This window comes from Prescottella sp. GW823-FHT02E09, assembly GCF_058797375.1.
This window is the reverse complement of sequence record NZ_JBXAJP010000006.1, coordinates 413,158-431,858: the sequence shown is the minus strand read 5'-3', so window position 1 is coordinate 431,858 and position 18,701 is coordinate 413,158. Positions and strand designations below refer to the sequence as shown.

Below are 18,701 nucleotides of genomic sequence, written 5' to 3'. Positions count from 1 at the left end.
GAGTAGGACACCGCCGAACACCCTTTACCGAAGGCCCCCACCCATCACGGGTGGGGGCCTTCGGCATTTCTGCATGTCGGGCATTCCCTGTTCCGGCACGGCCCGAGCCGCGGATCCTGGATCCGTCACGGTGAGACCGGTTCACCCCGGCCCGTCTGCCCAGCTCGGAAGAAACTTCGGCCGGCGATGTCGAGAATCCGTGAGTGGCTCCGTCCCCGTGGTGAGTGCGACCAGAATGGGTCGCACTGGCACAGAGGAGAACACGATGGCCAAGTACTTGCTGCTCAAGCACTACCGTGGCGCCCCGTCCGCGGTCAACGACGTCCCGATGGCCCAGTGGACGCCGGAGGAGATCTCGGCCCACATGCAGTACATGCAGGATTTCGCGGACCGACTGGAGGCGTCGGGCGAGTTCGCCGACGGTCAGGCGCTCGCCCCCGAGGGGATGTGGGTGCGCTACGACGGTGAGGGTCGCCCGCCGGTCACCGACGGACCGTTCGCCGAGACCAAGGACCTCATCGCCGGCTGGATGGTGATCGATGTCGACAGTCAGGAACGCGCCGTCGAACTCGCCGGGGAACTGTCGGCCGCCCCCGGTGCTGGTGGGAAGCCGATCCACGAATGGCTCGAGGTGCGCCCGTTCCTGACCGCGCCGCCCACCATCACGGAGTGACCTGTGCTGTGAACGAGACCCTGATCCGGAGTCTCACACCGAGCGTTCTCGGGATCCTCGTCCGCCGCGGAGCAGACTTCGCGGCGGCCGAGGACGCCGTGCAGGACGCGCTGGTCGAGGCGGTCCGCGTCTGGCCGGCCGACCCGCCGCGCGACCCGAAGGGCTGGCTGGTCACCGTGGCCTGGCGCAAGTTCCTCGACGAGACCCGGTCGGACACGGGCCGCCGCCGGCGTGAGGATCTCGTGGATGTGGAGCCGGCATCCGGGTCCGCGCAGGCGGTGGACGACACCCTTCAGCTCTATTTCCTGTGCGCCCATCCAGCACTGACTCCGTCGTCCGCGGTCGCGCTCACGCTGCGCGCGGTGGGCGGGCTCACCACCCGCCAGATTGCCCAGGCGTACCTGGTTCCCGAGGCGACCATGGCGCAGCGCATCAGCCGGGCCAAACGCACCGTCTCCCGCGTGCGGTTCGATCGCCCCGGCGACGTCTCGACCGTGCTGCGCGTCCTCTACCTCGTCTTCAACGAGGGCTACTCGGGCGATATCGACCTCGCTGCCGAGGGTGTCCGGCTCACCCGGCAGCTCGCGGCGACGATCGATCACCCCGAGGTGGCGGGCCTGCTCGCTCTCATGCTGCTCCATCACGCCCGGCGCGCCGCCCGCTTCGCACCGGACGGCAGCCTGGTGCCGCTCGCCGAGCAGGACCGCGGTCGGTGGGACACCGAGTCGATTGCCGAGGGCATCTCGATTCTGCAGGCTGCGCTGGCCCGCGACCGGCTCGGTGAGTTCCAGGCGCAGGCCGCCATCGCGGCACTGCACGCCGACGCGCCTACCGCCGAGGAGACCGACTGGGTGCAGATAGTCGAGTGGTACGACGAACTCGCGCGACTGACCGAGAGCCCGGTCGTCCGTCTCAACCGCGCGGTGGCCGTCGGCGAGGCCGACGGGCCGCGCGCCGGTCTGGCGGCGCTCGCGGAGATCGACGATTCACTGCCCCGCCACACCGCGGTCGAGGCGTACCTCCACGAGCGTGCCGGTGACCTGGCGACAGCGTCGCGGCTGTACGCCGAGGCGGCGCAGAAGGCGCACAACCTCGCCGAGCGCGACCACCTGACGCGGCGGGCCGCCCGGCTCGACACCCATCGATCCCGCTGAACAGAGCGTCTCGAATGCTCCTGCAGTACTTGGGGATTCCGTCTTACGGACGGTCGGCGGCGTCGCTGTTGTGCGCGATGCGACGCAGGAGCCGGGCCAACTGTGCGCGGTCGTCCTCGTCGAGGCCGTCGAGGAGGACGCGGTCGCGATCGACCCGCTCCGGGAATTCGGCGTCGACCAGCGCACGTCCGGAATCGGTCACCGCGAGCAGGACCACCCGCCCGTCGCGCTCGAAACGCCGGCGTTCCAGCAGGCCCATCTTGACGAGTCGGTCGGCGTGCTTGGTGGTGGCTGCGCCGCTGACCATCGTCACGGCCGTGACTTCGCTGGCCCGCAGCGGGCGATCGCTGCGAGCGAGGGCACACAGCACCTCGAACTCCGCTCGCGAGACCCCGCTGTCGGCGAGCGCCCGCTCGAGCCGATGAAGTGCCTGGGAACTGATGCGCGTGATCCGGCCGATGATCTCGATCGGCGAGGTGTCGACCTCCGGGTAGGACTGGGTCCACTCCTGGCGAACCCTGTCGATGAAATCGCGTTCCGGACTGTCGGTCGAATCCACACCCCCATCCTATCGGTGTGCCAATATCGCTTCATTGATAATTTACTTGTGAAGTAATGCGTGTAGACTGGGGCGAGTGGCAGCACTCGACACGTCCCGGAGCACCAGAATCGAGCATGCGCGCAGCGCGCTCGCGCACTCTGTCGCGCCCACTACGTGGCGTCGCGCGTTCGAGATGCGGGCCGCGGACGCGACCATTGCGCCTGCGGTGCGTGTTGGGCTGGCGTCGGCGGTCGTGTTCATCGGTGGTGGACTGCTCGGCTTCCAGGAACTCGCTGGCCTGGCCACGCTCGGTGCGCTCTCGTCGGCCTTCGGTCGGTACGAGCCGTACCCCCGCCTCGCGGGGAAGGTCGCGCTGGTCGGCGTCGCGCTCGTCGTGTTCGTGGCGTTCGGGGGTGCGTTGGGTGCAGTTGGGCTGCCGATGTGGGCACAGGTGGGGGTACTGTCCCTCGCCGCAGGTGTCGCGTCGGCGTACATGAACGCCTTCCGTCTGCTGGGGCCCGGCCCGGTGATCCTCGTGTTCGCGGCCACCGGAGCCGCGGGCTACGCCACGTCGGGATCGGACATCCTCGCGGTCACGACGGCGACGGCCGTGGGAGTCCTGGTGGGGTGGGTCGCGGCGATGCTGCCCTCGCTGGTCCTGCCACTCGGCCCCGCTCGGCTCGCAGCGGCGCGGGCGCTCGTTGCCGTCGGATCCCTCGAACGTGACGGCGCCGGCGGTGTCGCGCCCGCCCGGGAGGCGATCTCACACGCCCGCGAAGTGCTTGCGGCGAGCGGACGTTCGCGGACGGCGCACCCCCACGGGCGGGACCTCGCAGTCCTGCTGGACATGGCGGACGATGCCGTCGAGCTGTGGGTCGCGGACGGTGACGTCACCCTCGTCCGGGAGATCGCGCAGCACGAACGGGATCTGCGAAAGATCAAGCGGGCCAGTGTTCTCGGTGGTGTGACCGACAGGCCTTCGGGTCGATCGGAGCTGCCGGCACCGCATCGCGTCCTCGCGACCGGTTGGTCCCGCCTCCGGTCCGGCGAGGTGCGGCACACCGCGCTCCGGGTCGTGCTCGCTTCGGCCGCATCCGGCTGGACGGCGACGGCGATGGGCGTCGAACATCCCCTGTGGGCATCGATGGGCGCGATCGCGGTGCTGCAGGGGCTCAACTACACCCATACGGTGCAGCGCGGAATTCAGCGACTGCTCGGCAATGTCGGCGGTGCCCTGGTCGCCGCGGTCCTCCTCGCGGCCGATCTGGGCTACTGGCCGATGGTCGCCGTGGTCGTCGCACTGCAGATCGCGGCCGAACTGATGGTGCTCGTGAACTACGGACTCACGACGTTGGCCGTCACGCCGATGGCGTTGCTGCTGATCGGATTCACGTCACCGATCTCTCCCGACGCGGGGATCAGCCGGGTCGTCGACACCCTCATCGGCGTCGTGATCGGTGTGGTCGTCGCCGCGGTGACGGTCAGTCGGGCCGACCGCCACCACCTGGCCTGATCAGCCGACCCGGTTCACCACGACGAACGGGCCCGCCTCTGCGATCGTGAAACGCGGATCGTCGAACAGTTCCTTCGGGAGCGTGACGCTGTAGCGGCGGACATTCGGGTCGTTCGGGTAGACGTCCTCGGCCAGCCGCAGGGTGTAGCCGTCGGAGGCCTTGCGGAACACGAACACATCCGGTGCGCGCCACGGTAGTTCGTCCAGCGCGGCGATCAGCTGGTCGGGTGTCTCGAGCTCGGTCCAACTCTCGATGGCTGCCGCGCGCTCCCGGAACTCCGCGAGCGGATTCGCGTAGTGCGACGTCAGCGCCTGGAAACCGAAGTACGGGTAGAAGCTGAGGAAGCTGGTGTCGGAGGTCAGTACGACGGTGTCGCGTCGTTCGCCCGGGCGCTGCTCGGTGATGATGCGATCCACGTCGGCGTAGTACGCGGCCGCGCCGGGGGGCCGCTTGTCGGCACGGACGCCGTCGCCGTCGGTGTCGGTGTAGGCGATGGTGATGTCGCGCGCCAGGACCTGAGGGATGTTCTGCACGAACGCGATCAACCCGGCGAGCCCGACCACGACGATCGAGGCCTTGACCCGCGGATTCTCGCTGGTGGCGAGGACCAGCCAGCGGGAGAAGTCGAAGAAGCCGAACACGCCCGCCGTGCCGAGCAGCAGGATCAGGACCGGCTCGAGCCGGAACGAGAGCAGCGTACTGCCGACGACGGTGGCCGTCATGGACAGCAGTGACCACAGGTAGACCGCGATCACGCCGATGCCCAGCGACTGCGCCCGGCGCGACGATGCCGCGCGGCTGACCAACCAGATCGTGCCCAGCAGGCACAGTGCGCCGGCGAGCGAGAAGTCGAGCATCGGAAGCGGCAGGTGCGCACCGGAGTCGGGCAGGTAGTGCGTCGCGGTGCCGCTGTCCGCCGGGATGCCGCGCAGGGCCTCGAGCAGGTAGGGCAGCCACACAGTCAGGGCTATCGCGATCGCGATCGCGGCGGTGACGACCAGGCGCAGGAGCGGATCGAGGATCGCACGCCACGACCCCTGCGCGCGGACGGCGAGGCCCGCCGAGACGATCGCCATGAGCGTGACCGCGAAGGCCGCGAAGCCGAGGTACAGCGTGTAGAAGGCGGCGGCGACGCCCAGGAACAGGCCCGTCCCGACGACGGCGCCCCAGCCGCCGCTGCGGGTCTGCGTCGACCTCTCCGGCCGGTACAGGCCGCCCCAGGCGAGCACGAGCACCGGTGGGATCAGGACGGCGATCACGGCGCCGTACGGTTCCGCGGAGGCGTACGCGACCGTCAGCGCGGCTCCCGCCAGGGCCACCACCACGGCCCGGTCCGCTCGAATCAGCTTGTTCCACAAAACCAGTGCGAGTACCGCAGCCACCGCTATCGAGGCGATCGCATACGGCTTGAACGCTTCCCAGCCGTCCATGCCGAGCAGGTTCGCGACCCGACCGCCGATCCAGAACCAGCCGGCCGGGTAGTAGGGCGGCAGGTCCGCGTACGTCATGTCGTGCAGGGCTGCGGAATCGGTGAGCCGAGTGAGATATTCGGTGCGGAACTCCTGGTCCACCGAAACCCCGTGCAGGTAGAGCTTGGTCGCGCTCAGCGGCATGCCGAGCGTCACCGTCACGAATCCGGAAAGTCCGGCCCACGACAGCACCGTCGCGGCGCGGACGCACCGTCGCGCCCGATGGAGGAGCACACACACGGCAAGCACGGCGATCGTGACGACCTGCCCGACCGTCGTCACGGCCTGCGTGACGTTCGACGACGGGAAGGCCGGCCACGACACCTGGCCGAATGCGAACAGCCCCACCGCAGCCACGATCGCGGCGACCACGGCTGCCAACAGCATCTCGGTCGCGGCGCCGGCAGCCCGTCGGGCAGGGGCGACGCGCGGCTCTACGAGGGGGGCGGCTCCTGATTGCGACACGGCCCGAGCTTACTTGGGTGCGACCCGCGAATCGGCGTTCAGTAGGTTCGAGGAATGAGCGACGAGCAGGCGCAGACCCCGCAGTGGTTCCTCGATGCGTTGGCGGCTCCGGTCGAGACCGGCAGCGTCGAAGTCGACGGTGTCGAGGTGCGATTCCGGGCGTGGGGCGAGGCCGGGCGGCCGGGCATCGTCCTGGTTCACGGCGGTGCGGCGCACTCGCGGTGGTGGGACCACATCGGCCCGCAGCTGGCCGGGGACCGGCGAGTGGTCGCTCTCGACATGAGCGGTCACGGTGACAGCGGTACGCGCGAACAGTATTCGCTGGACCACTGGGCGCACGAGGTGATCGCGGTGGCCGGGGTGTCCGGTATCGAGGGGCGGCCGGTGGTGGTCGGTCACAGCATGGGCGGCATCGTCGCGTTCGTTACGGCGCACCTGTACGGCGACCGGTTGGCCGGCGTGCAGATCATCGACTCGCCGATCCGCCAGCGCACACCCGAGGAGGAGGCGGCCCGCCGCAAAGCCGCATTCGGGCCGAAGAAGGTGTATGCCGATCGCAGTGAAGCGCTCTCGCGGTTCCGGTTCGTTCCGCCCCAAGCCGCCGCCGTGCCGTGCGTGCGCGAGCACATCGCCGAGACGTCGCTGACGGCCGTCGAGGGTGGCTGGTCGTGGAAGTTCGACCCGGCCATGTTCACCCGTTCGGGCGGCGACACGCTGACCGTCGCGGAGCCGCGGTGCCCCATCGCGTACTTCCGTGCCGAACACGGCATCGTCTCGCCGGAACTGTTGGCACAGATGCGCGAGCGGTTCGGTCCGACGGCCATTGTCGCCGAGATTCCGGACGCCGGGCATCACACGATGATCGACCGGCCGCTCGCACTGGTCACCGGCATCCGGACGGTGCTGTCCGCGTGGGCGGCTTCCGCCTGACCACCGCTACTCGCGTTTTGCGGGGCCGCCCTAATCCGAGACCGTGACGGCTCGCGCCAGTGCGGTCGCCGCAAATTCGACGAACTCCGCCGTGTCCAGGTCCTGGGCCCACTGGTTGACGATGGTGTCGGCCACGCCCTGCAACCCGGACAGGATGAACGGCAGGAGCGCGCGATCGTCGCGCAGCGTCCGGCCCTCGGCGGCCGCGGCGTCATGGAGAGCTTTGCGGAGTTCCTCGTTGTACAGCTTGGCGGTCTTACGCACCTGTCGGACCGACTCGCGATCCGACTGGGCCGCACCCTCGACGTCACGCCAGGTCGCGGTCAGGCGGCCGACCCGACCCCATTGTCTCGCCGACTCGGGTATCACCGCGGCGATCAGTGCGGCCACACCGTGGTCGCGAGGTAGTGCCGCGACGAAGGCGGTGGACTCGATCTGGCTCTCGTTGAGCAGCGCGGTGAAGATCTCCTGCTTGTCCGCGAAGTACTGATAGATCAGGCCGGTGCTCGTACCCGATCGCTTCGCCACCGCCCGGATCGTCAGCGCGGTGTAGCCGCCCTCGTCCAGCAAGGCAGCGGCCGCGTCGAGTGTGCGGCGTCGTCGCGCTTCGGCATCCCCGTAGATGGACTTGCCGCTCGGTTCACCCATGCGTTCACCGTATCGGGGGATCGGTGGTGGTCCAAGCGCGATCGAACATTGTTCATTCCGACCTGGGGAAACATCCCTCCCAGAATGAACAATGTTCGTTCTGGGATTGAACATGGTTCATTCTGTGGTTACAGTCACATGCCATGACCAACGATGCCGCGGTCTCGCCGCGACCCGAGTCGACCGGAACGAGCGAGCGGGACGGCCGTTCCGCGGTGGAGATCGCCACCGCGGCCGGCCGACTGCTCCTCGACCATCGGCGCCGCCTGGATCTCGCGGACGCCGATCCGGCCGCGATCCGCCGCGCCGCGGACCGGCTCAGTCACGAGTTCATCGTCGACGCGCTCGCGCGGCAGCACCCGGGCGACGCGGTGCTGTCCGAGGAGGGCACCGACGACCGCGCCCGTCTGACCGCCGACCGGGTGTGGATCGTCGATCCGCTCGACGGCACCCGAGAATTCGGTGAGCCCGGCCGCGACGACTGGGCCGTCCACGTCGCGCTCGTCGAGCGTGGAGCGCTCACGGTCGGAGCGGTGGCGATGCCCGCACTGGGTACCACGTTCTCGACCGGCGACGCCCCCGCGGTGTTCGATGCGGTGCCGAGCGCCCCTCGTGTCGTGGTCAGTCGCACCCGCCGCCCCGAACCCGTCATGGCGATGGCGACCGCGCTGGGCGCCGAGCTGATCGAGATGGGATCCGCGGGGGCGAAGGCGATGGCGGTGGTCCGCGGCGAGGCGGATGTGTACGCGCACGCCGGTGGGCAGTACGAGTGGGATTCCGCTGCTCCCGTCGCGGTGGCTCATGCTGCGGGACTGCATGTTTCGAGGATCGATGGTACCGATCTGAGCTACAACCAGGAGAACCCCTGGCTGCCCGACCTACTGATCTGCCGACCCGAACTGGCCGGCACGGCACTGGAGGCACTTCGGCGATGACCCGAACCCTGACCCATCTCGAGCGGCTCGAGGCCGAGAGCATCCACATCATGCGGGAGGCAGTCGCCGAGAGCGAGAACCCCGTGATGCTGTACTCGGTCGGCAAGGACAGCGCGGTGATGCTGCACCTGGCCCGCAAGGCCTTCTACCCGTCCCGGCTGCCGTTCCCGCTGCTCCACGTCGATACCACGTGGAAGTTCCGTGACATGTACAAGCTGCGTGACGAGTCCGCTGCCGCAGGCGATTTCGACCTCCTCGTCTACAAGAACCCGGAATGCGTGGAGAAGGGGATCAACCCGTTCACGCACGGCTCGGCGACCCACACCGACATGTGGAAGACCGAGGGGCTCAAGCAGGCCCTGGACCTCTACAAGTTCGACGCCGCGTTCGGTGGCGCGCGGCGTGACGAGGAGAAGTCCCGCGCCAAGGAGCGTGTCTTCTCGATCCGTTCCGCCGAGCACCGCTGGGATCCCAAGCAGCAGCGTCCCGAGCTGTGGCGGATGTACAACGTCCGCAAGTCGCCGGGTGAGTCCCTGCGGGTGTTCCCGCTGTCGAACTGGACGGAACTCGATGTGTGGGAATACATTCGGCAGGAGAGTATTCCGATCGTGCCGCTGTACTTCGCGGCAAAGCGCCCGGTGGTCGAGCGCGACGGCGCGCTGATCATGGTCGACGACGATCGCATGCCGTTGCTGCCCGGCGAGCAGCCGCAGCTCAAGAGCGTCCGCTTCCGCACCCTCGGCTGCTACCCGCTCACCGGTGCGGTCGAGTCCACCGCCGAAACTCTGACCGACATCATCCAGGAAATGTTGCTGACCACCACCTCCGAGCGGCAGGGCCGGGTGATCGATCACGACAGCAGCGCGTCGATGGAGAAGAAGAAGCAGGAGGGGTACTTCTGATGGCCCACTCGTCCGATCTCATCGCATCCGACATCGAGCAGTATCTCGCCCGGCACGCCACCAAATCGATGCTGCGTTTCATCACCTGCGGCAGTGTCGACGACGGCAAGTCCACCCTCATCGGCCGGCTCCTGTACGAGTCGAAGCTGGTGTTCGAGGACCAGCTGTCCGCCCTCGAGGCCGACTCCCGCAAGGTCGGCACCCAGGGCGACGGGCTCGACTTCGCCCTGCTGGTCGACGGATTGGCAGCCGAGCGGGAGCAGGGCATCACGATCGACGTCGCGTATCGCTACTTCTCCACCGAGCGCCGCAAGTTCGTCGTCGCCGACACCCCGGGGCACGAGCAGTACACCCGCAACATGGTCACCGGTGCCTCCACTGCCGATCTCGCGGTGATCCTGGTGGACGCCCGCAAGGGCGTGCTCACCCAGACGCGGCGGCACTCGTACCTGGTGTCGCTGTTGGGAATCCGCCACGTCGTGCTCGCGGTCAACAAGCTCGACCTGGTGGACTACTCGCAGGACGTCTTCGAGACGATCGTGGACGAGTACGCCGGCTTCGCGGCCGAGATCGGACTCACCGATGTCGTTGCGATTCCGTTGTCCGCCTACGTCGGTGACAACCTCACCGAGCGCAGCGCCAACACCTCCTGGTACCAGGGACCGACGCTGATCGAGCACCTCGAGAGCGTCGAGATCGAGGACGAACTGTGCAGCGGCCCCTTCCGGATGCCGGTGCAGTGGGTGAACCGTCCGGACCTGGACTTCCGTGGCTTCTCCGGGCAGATCGTCGGCGGCACCGTGCGACCGGGCGACCGCGTCCGGGTACTGCCCAGCGGCAAGGAATCGACCGTCGACCGGATCGTCACGATGGACGGCGACCTCGACGACGCCGTCGCCGGTCAGTCCGTCACCATCACCCTCACCGACGAGATCGACATCAGCCGCGGCGACGTCCTCGCCGTTGCCGATGCCCTGCCCGGGGTTGCGGACCAGTTCGAGGCGCACGTGGTGTGGATGGGCGAGCACGAGATGCTGCCAGAACGCCCCTACCTGTGTCAGATAGGGACGATGACCGTGCAGGCGCGCATCACCCGGCCCAAGCACAAGGTCAACGTCAATACCCTCGAGAGGACCGCCACCAGCACGTTGGCGCTCAACGAGATCGGCCTGTGCAACATCAGTTTCGACCGACCGGTGCCGTTCGACCCGTACGCCGACAACCGGGACACCGGCGGCTTCATCCTGATCGACCGTCTCACCAACACCACGGTCGGCGCCGGCATGATCGCGCACTCGCTGCGCCGCTCCGAGAACATCCACTGGCAGGCCGTCGACGTCGACGAACAGGCGCGCGCCACACTCAACGGCCACCGCCCGCAGGTGCTGTGGTTCACCGGGCTGTCCGGGTCGGGGAAGTCCACCGTCGCCAACGAACTCGAGCGCCGACTGCACGCCCTGGGCTGCCACACCTATCTCCTCGACGGTGACAACGTCCGGCACGGCCTCAACCGGGACCTCGGGTTCACCGAGGCCGACCGAGTGGAGAACATCCGTCGCGTCACCGAGGTGGCCCGACTCATGGCCGACGCCGGACTGATCGTCCTCGCCTCGTTCATCTCCCCGTTCCGTGCTGAACGCGACGCTGCCCGGGAGCTGATCGGACCGGACAACTTCTGCGAGGTCTTCGTCGACACCCCCATCGAGGTCGCCGAGCAGCGGGATCCGAAGGGCCTCTACAAGAAGGCCCGCCGAGGGGAACTGGCCAACTTCACCGGCGTCGATTCCCCGTACGAAGCCCCGGACGATCCCGAGCTGCGCATCGACACCACAGCCACGTCTCCCGCGGAGGCGAGTATGCGGATCATCGATCACCTCCGCGGCTGCGGCGTCATCGACTGATCGGCGAGCACCACCCGTCCTGTGTCCCACCGGTAACCGAAGGAGCGCTACTTGCCCACCCGAGACGAAATCTGTTCGGCGATAGAGTCGTACGTCGAGCATCTGGGAAACCACGATGTGGATCGACTGGTGTCGCTGTTCGCGGACGATGCGGTGCAGCACGAGCCGCTCGGTGTGCGGGCCTACCGCGGCATCGACGAGATCCGGGAGTTCGACACCCAGAACGCGAAGGTGGCGTTCTCGGTCAGCCGCCACTCGCCGATCATCGTCTCCGGCCGGTACGCCGCGACGCAGCTGCGCGTCCAGCCCGAGGGGATGTCGGCCTTCCTCGCCAGCGACCTGTTCGAATTCGACGACAACTGCCGAATCGTCTCGCTCAGCGTCGTCCTCGATCCCGAAGCGCACGCGGACTAGGGCGGGGGAGATGACCATGTCGGGGATGGTGGATGACGGAGTGGTGCGGACGAGGATCCCGTTGCTCGAGGGCAAGGTGGTGCTGGTGTCGGGCGTGGGTCCGGCGCTGGGCAGGTCGATCGCGCTTCGCAGCGCCGACGCGGGTGCGCGGGTGGTGCTGGCGGCGCGCACCGAGTCGCGGCTCGACGCGGTGGCCGGCGAGATCCGAGCGGGCGGCGGTGTCGCGCTGTGCGTGCCGACCGACCTCACCGACGCGGAGTCGGTGCAGGCGCTCGCGGACAGGGCGGTTGCGGAGTTCGGGCAGGTGGACGCGGTGGTGCACAACGCCTTCGTGCAGCCCGCGCACGTGGGACTGCTGGACGCCGAGCCCGACGCCGTGCGCCAGGGCATCGACATCAACGTGCTGTCGTCGCTCAACCTCACGCGCGCGTTGGCGCCGGCGCTCGTGGAGTCGCAGGGCTCGGTCGTGATGATCAACTCGATGGTGATCCGCAACCAGTTGCCGAACTTCGGCGCGTACCGGGTGATGAAGGCCGGGCTGCTGGCGCTCGCCCGGAGCCTGTCCGTGGAGCTCGGCCCCAAGGGGGTGCGAGTGAATTCGGTTGCACCCGGCTATATCTGGGCCGACTCGGTGAAGAAGATGTTCGAGCGTCAGGCGGCGCAGCGCGGTGTCGATCCGGCGGTGGTCTATGCCGAGGTCGCGGCCGGTACCGACCTGCGTCGGCTACCCGAGCCCGACGACATCGCGAACGCGGTGGTGTTCCTCGCCTCCGACTTCGCGCGCGCGGTCACGGGCCAGTGCCTGGACGTCAACTGCGGACACACCCACCACTGATACGACTCCCACGAGGAATTGCACATGACACAGAACCACGACGGTGTGGGCTCCCTCGAGGACCTGCACCAGGCCGCGCGTGAGGCCACCGGGCTCGACGACTTCGGCGGCACCGAGTATCTCGAGGGTTTGCAGGTGCTGCTCGGCTCGTTCGAGCGGGAGGCCGACCTCACCGCGCACGGGCGGGTGATCGCCCGGAAGATGATCATCGGCGCGCTGTCGGGTCGCCTGCTCAGCGAGGCCGGATTCGCACGATACCCCGAGCATGTCGACGTCCCGGTCGAGCGCCCCGTCTTCGTGTGCGGGCTGACGCGGACCGGCAGCACCGCGCTGCACCGGTTGCTCGGCGCGGACCCGGCGCACCAGGGCGTCGAGATGTGGCTCGCGGAGTCGCCGCAGCCGCGTCCCATGCGCGAACAGTGGTCCGAGAACGAGGATTTCGTGCGCTCGGACGCCTTCTATCGGGCCCGCCAGGCGAACGAGACCGACCTCATGAAGGTGCACTTCATGGGCGCCGAGGAAGTGGAGGAGTGCTGGCGTCTGCTGCAGCAGACGATGTTGTCGATCTCGTTCGAGTGCGTGGCATACCTGCCGAGCTACTCACGGTGGCTCGCGGTGCAGGACTGGACCGAAACCTATGCGCGGCACAAGAAGAACCTGCAGTTGATCGGGCTCAACGACCCGGACCGGCGCTGGGTGCTCAAGAGCCCCAGCCACGTGTTCGCGATCGACGAGATCATGAAGGTCTACCCGGACGCGCTGATCGTTCGCACGTTCCGTGATCCGCGGACCTCGATGGCCTCCACCTTCAGCCTCGCCGAGCAGGGCAAGCACGACATGTCGAGGGCGTTCGACCGTGAGGCCATCGGGCGCACCCAGCTCGACCTGTGGGCTCGCGGCAACGCACAGTTCAACGCTGCCCGTGCCCGCTACAGCTCGGAGCAGTTCGTCGACGTCGACTACCGGGACTTCGTCGGCGATCCGATCGGCACGGTGGAGAAGATCTACGACCGGTTCTCGCTGCCGTTCACCGAGGACGCGCGTCGTGCGGTCACGGAGTCCCACCAGGGCAGCCTCGCCGACCACCGCCGGCCGTCCCACCGGTACTCGCTCGAGGACTTCGGGGTGACCGTCGACGAGGTCGACGAGAAGTTCGCCACTGCCATCTGAACCTTCGAACCATCAACCAGAACAGGGATACTCACATGAATGCCACCTGGGAGAAGTTCTGTGCCGACCTCCTCGACACCGGCAACATCCTGCACGACGAGATCGTGCCGCAGGATCCGCTGACGCAGGCCGAGGGTGTCCGCTACCTGAGCCGCCTGCTGCGGTACGCCACGATCAACTGCGTCGAGTACACCGATCCGCGGTGGCCGCAGTTCACGTCGGCACCCAACCCGAACATGATGACCAAGATCGGCGCCGACAACCCCGACAACATGTACATGCGCGCCAACATCTCCGGAAAGTACAGCTACCGGATCACCGGCACGCGGGGCACGGTGCCGCTCGTGACGTTCGGCTCGCGCGTCAACCGGTACCACGTCGACGGCACCATGATGCAGACCGGCGATCTACACGGGCACGATCTGGAAGTCGATGAGCACGGCCGGTTCTCGTTCATCGCGAGTGTGGAGGAGCCCGCCGAGGGGTCGTGGCTGCCGCTTGCGCCGGACAGCAACCTGATCTCCGTCCGGCAGACCTACCAGGACCGCCGCAAGGAGGTTCCGGCCGAGCTGTCCATCGAATGTCTCGATCCCGAAGGCGAATTCGTGCCTCTGAGCCCCGAGGAGATGGGGGAGCGGCTCGGCAGGGCGGTCGGCATGGTGCGGGGCACCGCCAACACCTTCCTCGAGTGGTCGCGGAAGTTCCAGCCACACACCAACGAGATCTTCGACTGGGGACAGGACTACTTCCAGAACGCGGGCGGCGACCCGACGATCTTCTATCTGCACGGGTACTGGAAGCTCGCCGAGGACGAGGCGTGGGTGATCGAGACCGAGGTCCCGAACTGCGAGTACTTCAATTTCGTGCTGCAGAACTTCTGGGTGGAGTCGCTCGACTACAACCGGACGAACATCTACATCAACAACCACACCGCGAAACTGAACGACGACGGCACCCTGACGATCGTGGTGTCCGCCGAGGACCCTGGCTACGGCAACTGGATCGACACCGACTCCCATGCCGAGGGAACGTGGGCGATGCGCTGGATCAAGGCGGACTCGCACCCCATCCCGACGTCGAAGGTCGTGAAGGTCTGAGCACCGTGGGGTGAATCAGCGCCCGTCGAGGGGTGGGCGAATCGGCATCCTCGGGTGCCTGGCCGGTGTCGCGGTGGGCCCGCATTGTTGTAGGTGTCCACCCGGACCCCACCCCGAACAGGAAGACCGCACATGATCTCTCGCACCGTAAAGACCCTCGCTGCTTCGTTTCTCGTTGCCGGCGGTGTGCTCGGCGCCCAGGCCGCAGTCGCCCACGCCGACATCCGCACCGCCCCCGACGGAACCCAGACGACCGTGTGTGTCTACGACGGCAAGGACTACAGCGTCGGCAGCAAGGTCTACCACCCGGACGGTACGTACCAGACCTGCAAGAGTGACGGCACGTGGCAGCGCGTCAAGCCGAATACCGGCAACGACATGAGGTCCGTCCCCGCTCAGCCCCGTTCGGCGATGTAAGGGACGCCCCGGAACACGAGTCGGCCCCCACAGCGCACCGTGGGGGCCGACTCGCGTGTGTGATTCCTAGATGGGCAGCTTGCGGAAGATCGCGCGCGGTACGTGCCGCAACCCCATCATCACGAAGCGCCACGGACCCGGCGTCCAGACGATTTCCTTGCCCTTGTCGGACGCAGCCACCGCGAGCGCGGCGACGACGTCCTTGTTCACCGTCAGCGGTGCCTCCTTGACGTGCGCGCTGAACTGGGTGCGCACCATGCCGGGCCGCACGACGGTGACCTTGGGGCCGAACGGGGCCAGCGCCTCGCCCAGGCCGAGGTAGAAGCCGTCGAGGCCGGCCTTGGTGGAGCCGTAGACGAAGTTGGCGCGCTTGACGCGCTCGCCGGCCACCGACGACATCGCGATGATGCGGCCGAAGCCCTGCGCCTTCATCTTCTCGCCGACGAGCACGCCCACCGACACGGACGCGGTGTAGTTGACGTTCGCGACCAGCACGGCCTTGCGCTGGTCCTGCCACAGTTCCTCGGCGTCGCCGTCGAGCGCGAACGCGACGATCGCGACGTCCACGTCGCCACCGGCCCACGCCTGGTCGATGACCTTGGGGTGGCCCTCGGTGTCGAGCGCGTCGAAGTCGATCAGGTCGACCTGCGTTGCACCCGCGGCCTTCATCTGCGCGACGGCGGCGTCGCGACCCGGATCGTTGGGCAGCGCAGCGAGAATCACCCGCAGCGGTGCTTTCTTCAGGTACTCCTCGCAGATCGCCAGGCCGATCTCGGACGTGCCACCGAGGAGCAGCAGGGTCTGGGGGTTTCCGACGGCGTTGATCACTGCAGTTCCAACCTTCTGGACATGTCGGAGGCGAAAACGCCTGTGGGGTCGACGGATCGGCGGACCTTGATCCACTCGTTGATCCGCGGGTACATGGCATGGAACGTCTCGGCCGTGGTCCGCGAGTCCTTCGCGGTGTACAGGCGGCCGCCGAACTCGAGCACGCGCTTGTCGAGTTCGGTCACGAATTCGTTGAGGCCCGGCTTGATCCGGAAGTCGACGCAGATGTTCCAGCCGGCCATGGGGAAGCTCAGCGGCGCCTTGTTGCCCTCGCCGAACAGCTTGAACACGTTGAGGAACGAGTGATGTCCCGACGCCTGGATGTCGCGAATGATCTGCTTGAACTCGCCGACGGCCTCCGGCGGCACCACGAACTGGTACTGCAGGAAACCGTTGGAGCCGTAGCCGCGGTTCCACTCACCGAACAGGTCGAGCGGGTGGTAGAAGGCCGTCAGATTCTGGATCTGGTTGTCGGCGTTCTTCGTCTTGCGGTAGTACAGCTCGCCGATCACCGAGAAGTTGAACTTGTTCGCGAGACCGTTCGGGAAGACGTCCGGCAGCGTCAGCAGGGTCGGCGCGTCGAACTTCAGCGGATTCTTCTGCAGCTTCTTCGGCAGCTGGTCGAGCTTGGCCAGGCTGCCGCGCGAGACCGCGGCCCGGCCGAGATTCGGTTCGGGCGAGATTGCGTCGAACCACGCGCTCGAGTAGCCGTAATTGTTCTCGCTGCCGTCGCTGTGCAGCGCGATGGTCTCGTCGAGATCGGCCGTACGGCGGCTGTCCGCGATGAAGTACGCCGTCTCGGTCGGCGTCATCTCGATGGTCGCCTTGAGGATGATGCCCGTCAGGCCCATGCCACCGACGGTGGCCCAGAACAGCTTCGCGTTCCGGCCGGCCGGGGTGAGGGTGCGGATCTGGCCGTCCGCGGTGAGCAGATCCATCGAGCGCACGTGGTTGCCGAAGCTGCCGGCGCTGTGATGGTTCTTGCCGTGGATGTCGGACGCGATGGCGCCGCCGATCGTCACCTGGCGGGTGCCCGGCAGCACCGGAACCCACAGGCCGAACGGCAGGGCGGCGCGCATCAGCTGATCCAGGTTCACACCGGCGTCCACCGTCACCAGACGGGTGTTGGCGTCGATGTTGTGGATGCGCTTCAGCGCGTTCATGTCGACGACGAGTCCGCCAGCGTTCTGCGCCGGGTCGCCGTACGAGCGGCCCAGGCCGCGTGCGATGACACCGCGCCGCAGGTGCGACGGCTTCGACTCGTTCTGTTCCGCGACCTGGGCGACCGCCTGGGCGATCACCTCGACGTCGGGCGTGGACAGCACCTGCGCCGTGGTGGGCGCGGTGCGCCCCCAACCGGTGAGGGTGCGGGTCTGCGTGGGGAGCGGCTCGTGAGCCGTCTCTTCTGCTGTCTCGGACATCGGCTACGAGGTTACCTGGCGGTAGTGCGCGGACTCCTGTGTGAGTGCGCCGATCCACAACTTCTTTACTCGCGTTTTGCGCACTTGTCGGCCTTTTCGGGGCCTCGGGAACAACGACGAGTGCGCAAAACGCGGGAGGGGAGGTCGATCAGGCGGGGACGATGAGTCCGGCGGTCTGGGTGCGGGCGGCGGCGAAGCGGGTGGCGACGTCGTTCCAGTTGACGATGTTCCAGAAGGCGTTGACGTAGTCGCCCTTGACGTTCTGGTAGTCGAGGTAGAAGGCGTGTTCCCACATGTCGAGCATGAGCAGGGGGGTCAGGCCGATGCTGATGTTGCCCTGCTGGTCGTAGAGCTGGACGATGATCAGGCGCTGGCCGATGGAGTCCCAGGCGAGGATGGACCAGCCGGAGCCCTGGATGGCGTTGGCGTTGGCGGAGAAGTGGCTGCGGAAGGCGTCGAAGCTGCCGAACTGGTCGTCGATGGCTGCCGCGAGTTCGCCTTCGGGCTTGTCGCCGCCGTCGGGGCTGAGGTTGTTCCAGAACACGCTGTGGTTGGTGTGGCCGCCGAGGTGGAAGGCGAGGTTCTTCTCGTGCAGGTTGACCACGGGGGCGAGGGCGTCGGCGTCGCGGAGTTCGGCGAGCTTGTCGAGGGCGGTGTTGGCGCCGGCGACGTAGGCGGCGTGGTGCTTGTCGTGGTGCAGCTCCATGATCTTGCCGGAGATGTGCGGCTCGAGGGCGGCGTAGTCGTAGGGGAGATCGGGCAGCGAGTAGACGGTCATGACGTTGATCATGCAACCTCGAGTGCACTCGAGGTCCACCGCGTGTGCCGGACGTCACCACGGATCGGCCCGTACGGTTCGCCTACGCTCGTTCCCGTGTCCGGAACCCCCCACGCCCACGAACCGCACGTCCCGCTGCCGGTCGAGATCCCCGTCACCGAGTCCATCGCCGACGACGCGCTGGACCTGAAGACGCAGATCGTGCGTTTCGTGCTGACCGGTGGTCTGTCGGCCGTGGTGGATTTTGGGTTGTACCTGCTGATGCTCGCGATGGGCCTGCCCACGGCGGCCGCGAAGTCGATCGGATTCGTCGCGGGCACCACGGCGGCATACCTGATCAACCGTCGGTGGACGTTCAAGGCCGAGCCCAGTCGCGCGCGGTTCGTCGCCGTCGTCGTGCTGTATGCGGTGACGTTCGCGGTGCAGGTGGGGCTCAATCAGGTGATGGTGTTCCAGGTGTTCCCGGACGAGTGGTGGCGCGTGCCGTTGGCGTTCGTGATCGCGCAGGGTGCCGCGACGGTCATCAACTTCGTGGTCCAGCGCGCGGTGATCTTCAAGATTCGCTGACGCGGCTGGACACCTGTCTGGAGACTCTTCCGGTTTAGGTTG

At 67.5% G+C, this 18,701-nt stretch carries 19 protein-coding genes; 13 read left to right on the top strand and 6 right to left on the bottom strand.

Annotated elements, in window-relative coordinates:
* Nucleotides 1-265: 265 nt before the first annotated feature.
* Together AC1RIF_RS18250 and AC1RIF_RS18245 are read left to right on the top strand one after the other, a co-directional pair.
* Nucleotides 266-673 carry a YciI family protein gene (locus AC1RIF_RS18250; RefSeq protein ID WP_492602757.1) on the top strand — a complete coding sequence of 136 codons (408 nt, stop codon included), beginning with the start codon at nt 266-268 and terminating at the stop codon, nt 671-673.
* A gap of 8 nt (nt 674-681) precedes the next feature.
* Nucleotides 682-1,827 (top strand): RNA polymerase sigma factor, encoded by a 1,146-nt coding sequence (locus tag AC1RIF_RS18245; RefSeq protein ID WP_492602756.1) that lies wholly within the window; start codon nt 682-684, stop codon nt 1,825-1,827.
* Nucleotides 1,828-1,870: 43 nt separating this feature from the next.
* On the opposite strand, the gene AC1RIF_RS18240 is transcribed toward AC1RIF_RS18245, so the two are convergent.
* On the bottom strand, nt 1,871-2,386 hold the full coding sequence (locus AC1RIF_RS18240; protein ID WP_492602755.1) for a MarR family winged helix-turn-helix transcriptional regulator: 516 nt from the start codon (nt 2,384-2,386) through the stop codon (nt 1,871-1,873).
* Between the two features lie 76 nt (nt 2,387-2,462).
* Between AC1RIF_RS18240 and AC1RIF_RS18235 the strand changes: the two genes are divergently transcribed.
* Entirely contained in the window at nt 2,463-3,881 is a 1,419-nt protein-coding gene (locus tag AC1RIF_RS18235) for an FUSC family protein (RefSeq protein WP_492602754.1), read from the top strand.
* Here AC1RIF_RS18235 and AC1RIF_RS18230 read toward each other — a convergent pair whose 3' ends face one another.
* Nucleotides 3,882-5,738 (bottom strand): galactan 5-O-arabinofuranosyltransferase, encoded by a 1,857-nt coding sequence (locus AC1RIF_RS18230; RefSeq protein WP_492602779.1) that lies wholly within the window; start codon nt 5,736-5,738, stop codon nt 3,882-3,884.
* A gap of 132 nt (nt 5,739-5,870) precedes the next feature.
* Here AC1RIF_RS18230 and AC1RIF_RS18225 point away from each other — a divergent pair, with 132 nt between their 5' ends.
* Nucleotides 5,871-6,746: an alpha/beta fold hydrolase gene (locus AC1RIF_RS18225; protein ID WP_492602753.1), complete on the top strand. Its 876-nt coding sequence runs from the start codon at nt 5,871-5,873 to the stop codon at nt 6,744-6,746.
* A gap of 30 nt (nt 6,747-6,776) precedes the next feature.
* Here AC1RIF_RS18225 and AC1RIF_RS18220 read toward each other — a convergent pair whose 3' ends face one another.
* The gene (locus AC1RIF_RS18220) at nt 6,777-7,394 is read right to left on the bottom strand and encodes a TetR/AcrR family transcriptional regulator (RefSeq protein ID WP_492602752.1); all 618 of its coding nucleotides are present in this window, start codon (nt 7,392-7,394) and stop codon (nt 6,777-6,779) included.
* Nucleotides 7,395-7,537: 143 nt separating this feature from the next.
* On the opposite strand from AC1RIF_RS18220, the gene AC1RIF_RS18215 reads away from it, so the two are divergent.
* From AC1RIF_RS18215 to AC1RIF_RS18180, 8 genes are all read left to right on the top strand, one after another.
* Nucleotides 7,538-8,329, top strand: a complete 792-nt coding sequence (locus tag AC1RIF_RS18215; RefSeq protein ID WP_492602751.1) for a 3'(2'),5'-bisphosphate nucleotidase CysQ — start codon at nt 7,538-7,540, stop codon at nt 8,327-8,329.
* Nucleotides 8,326-9,231, top strand: coding sequence for a sulfate adenylyltransferase subunit CysD (gene cysD / locus AC1RIF_RS18210; RefSeq protein WP_492602750.1), 906 nt, complete (start codon nt 8,326-8,328; stop codon nt 9,229-9,231). The genes AC1RIF_RS18215 and cysD overlap by 4 nt, the downstream gene beginning before the upstream one ends.
* Nucleotides 9,231-11,132: a sulfate adenylyltransferase subunit CysN gene (gene cysN / locus AC1RIF_RS18205; protein WP_492602749.1), complete on the top strand. Its 1,902-nt coding sequence runs from the start codon at nt 9,231-9,233 to the stop codon at nt 11,130-11,132. Before cysD ends, cysN begins: the two co-directional genes overlap by 1 nt.
* Nucleotides 11,133-11,183: 51 nt before the next feature.
* Nucleotides 11,184-11,546, top strand: coding sequence for a nuclear transport factor 2 family protein (locus tag AC1RIF_RS18200; protein ID WP_492602748.1), 363 nt, complete (start codon nt 11,184-11,186; stop codon nt 11,544-11,546).
* A 25-nt stretch (nt 11,547-11,571) separates the two neighbouring features.
* Complete coding sequence (locus AC1RIF_RS18195) at nt 11,572-12,381, top strand: SDR family oxidoreductase (RefSeq protein WP_492602747.1); 810 nt, start codon at nt 11,572-11,574, stop codon at nt 12,379-12,381.
* 24 nt (nt 12,382-12,405) lie between these two features.
* Nucleotides 12,406-13,551 (top strand): sulfotransferase family protein, encoded by a 1,146-nt coding sequence (locus tag AC1RIF_RS18190; RefSeq protein WP_492602746.1) that lies wholly within the window; start codon nt 12,406-12,408, stop codon nt 13,549-13,551.
* 35 nt (nt 13,552-13,586) lie between these two features.
* Nucleotides 13,587-14,648 carry a DUF1214 domain-containing protein gene (locus AC1RIF_RS18185; protein WP_492602745.1) on the top strand — a complete coding sequence of 354 codons (1,062 nt, stop codon included), beginning with the start codon at nt 13,587-13,589 and terminating at the stop codon, nt 14,646-14,648.
* Between the two features lie 132 nt (nt 14,649-14,780).
* Nucleotides 14,781-15,065, top strand: coding sequence for a hypothetical protein (locus tag AC1RIF_RS18180; RefSeq protein ID WP_492602744.1), 285 nt, complete (start codon nt 14,781-14,783; stop codon nt 15,063-15,065).
* A 66-nt stretch (nt 15,066-15,131) separates the two neighbouring features.
* Here the strand turns inward: AC1RIF_RS18180 and dprE2 are convergent, their stop codons facing one another.
* The 3 genes from dprE2 to AC1RIF_RS18165 form a co-directional block, all read right to left on the bottom strand.
* Complete coding sequence (gene dprE2, locus AC1RIF_RS18175; protein WP_492602743.1) at nt 15,132-15,893, bottom strand: decaprenylphospho-beta-D-erythro-pentofuranosid-2-ulose 2-reductase; 762 nt, start codon at nt 15,891-15,893, stop codon at nt 15,132-15,134.
* Entirely contained in the window at nt 15,890-17,314 is a 1,425-nt protein-coding gene (gene dprE1 / locus AC1RIF_RS18170; protein ID WP_492602742.1) for a decaprenylphosphoryl-beta-D-ribose oxidase, read from the bottom strand. The genes dprE2 and dprE1 overlap by 4 nt, the downstream gene beginning before the upstream one ends.
* A gap of 148 nt (nt 17,315-17,462) precedes the next feature.
* A complete protein-coding gene (locus AC1RIF_RS18165) occupies nt 17,463-18,092 on the bottom strand; it encodes a superoxide dismutase (RefSeq protein WP_492602778.1) in 630 nt (209 codons plus the stop codon).
* Between the two features lie 96 nt (nt 18,093-18,188).
* Here AC1RIF_RS18165 and AC1RIF_RS18160 point away from each other — a divergent pair, with 96 nt between their 5' ends.
* Entirely contained in the window at nt 18,189-18,659 is a 471-nt protein-coding gene (locus AC1RIF_RS18160; RefSeq protein ID WP_492602741.1) for a GtrA family protein, read from the top strand.
* Nucleotides 18,660-18,701 lie beyond the last annotated feature (42 nt).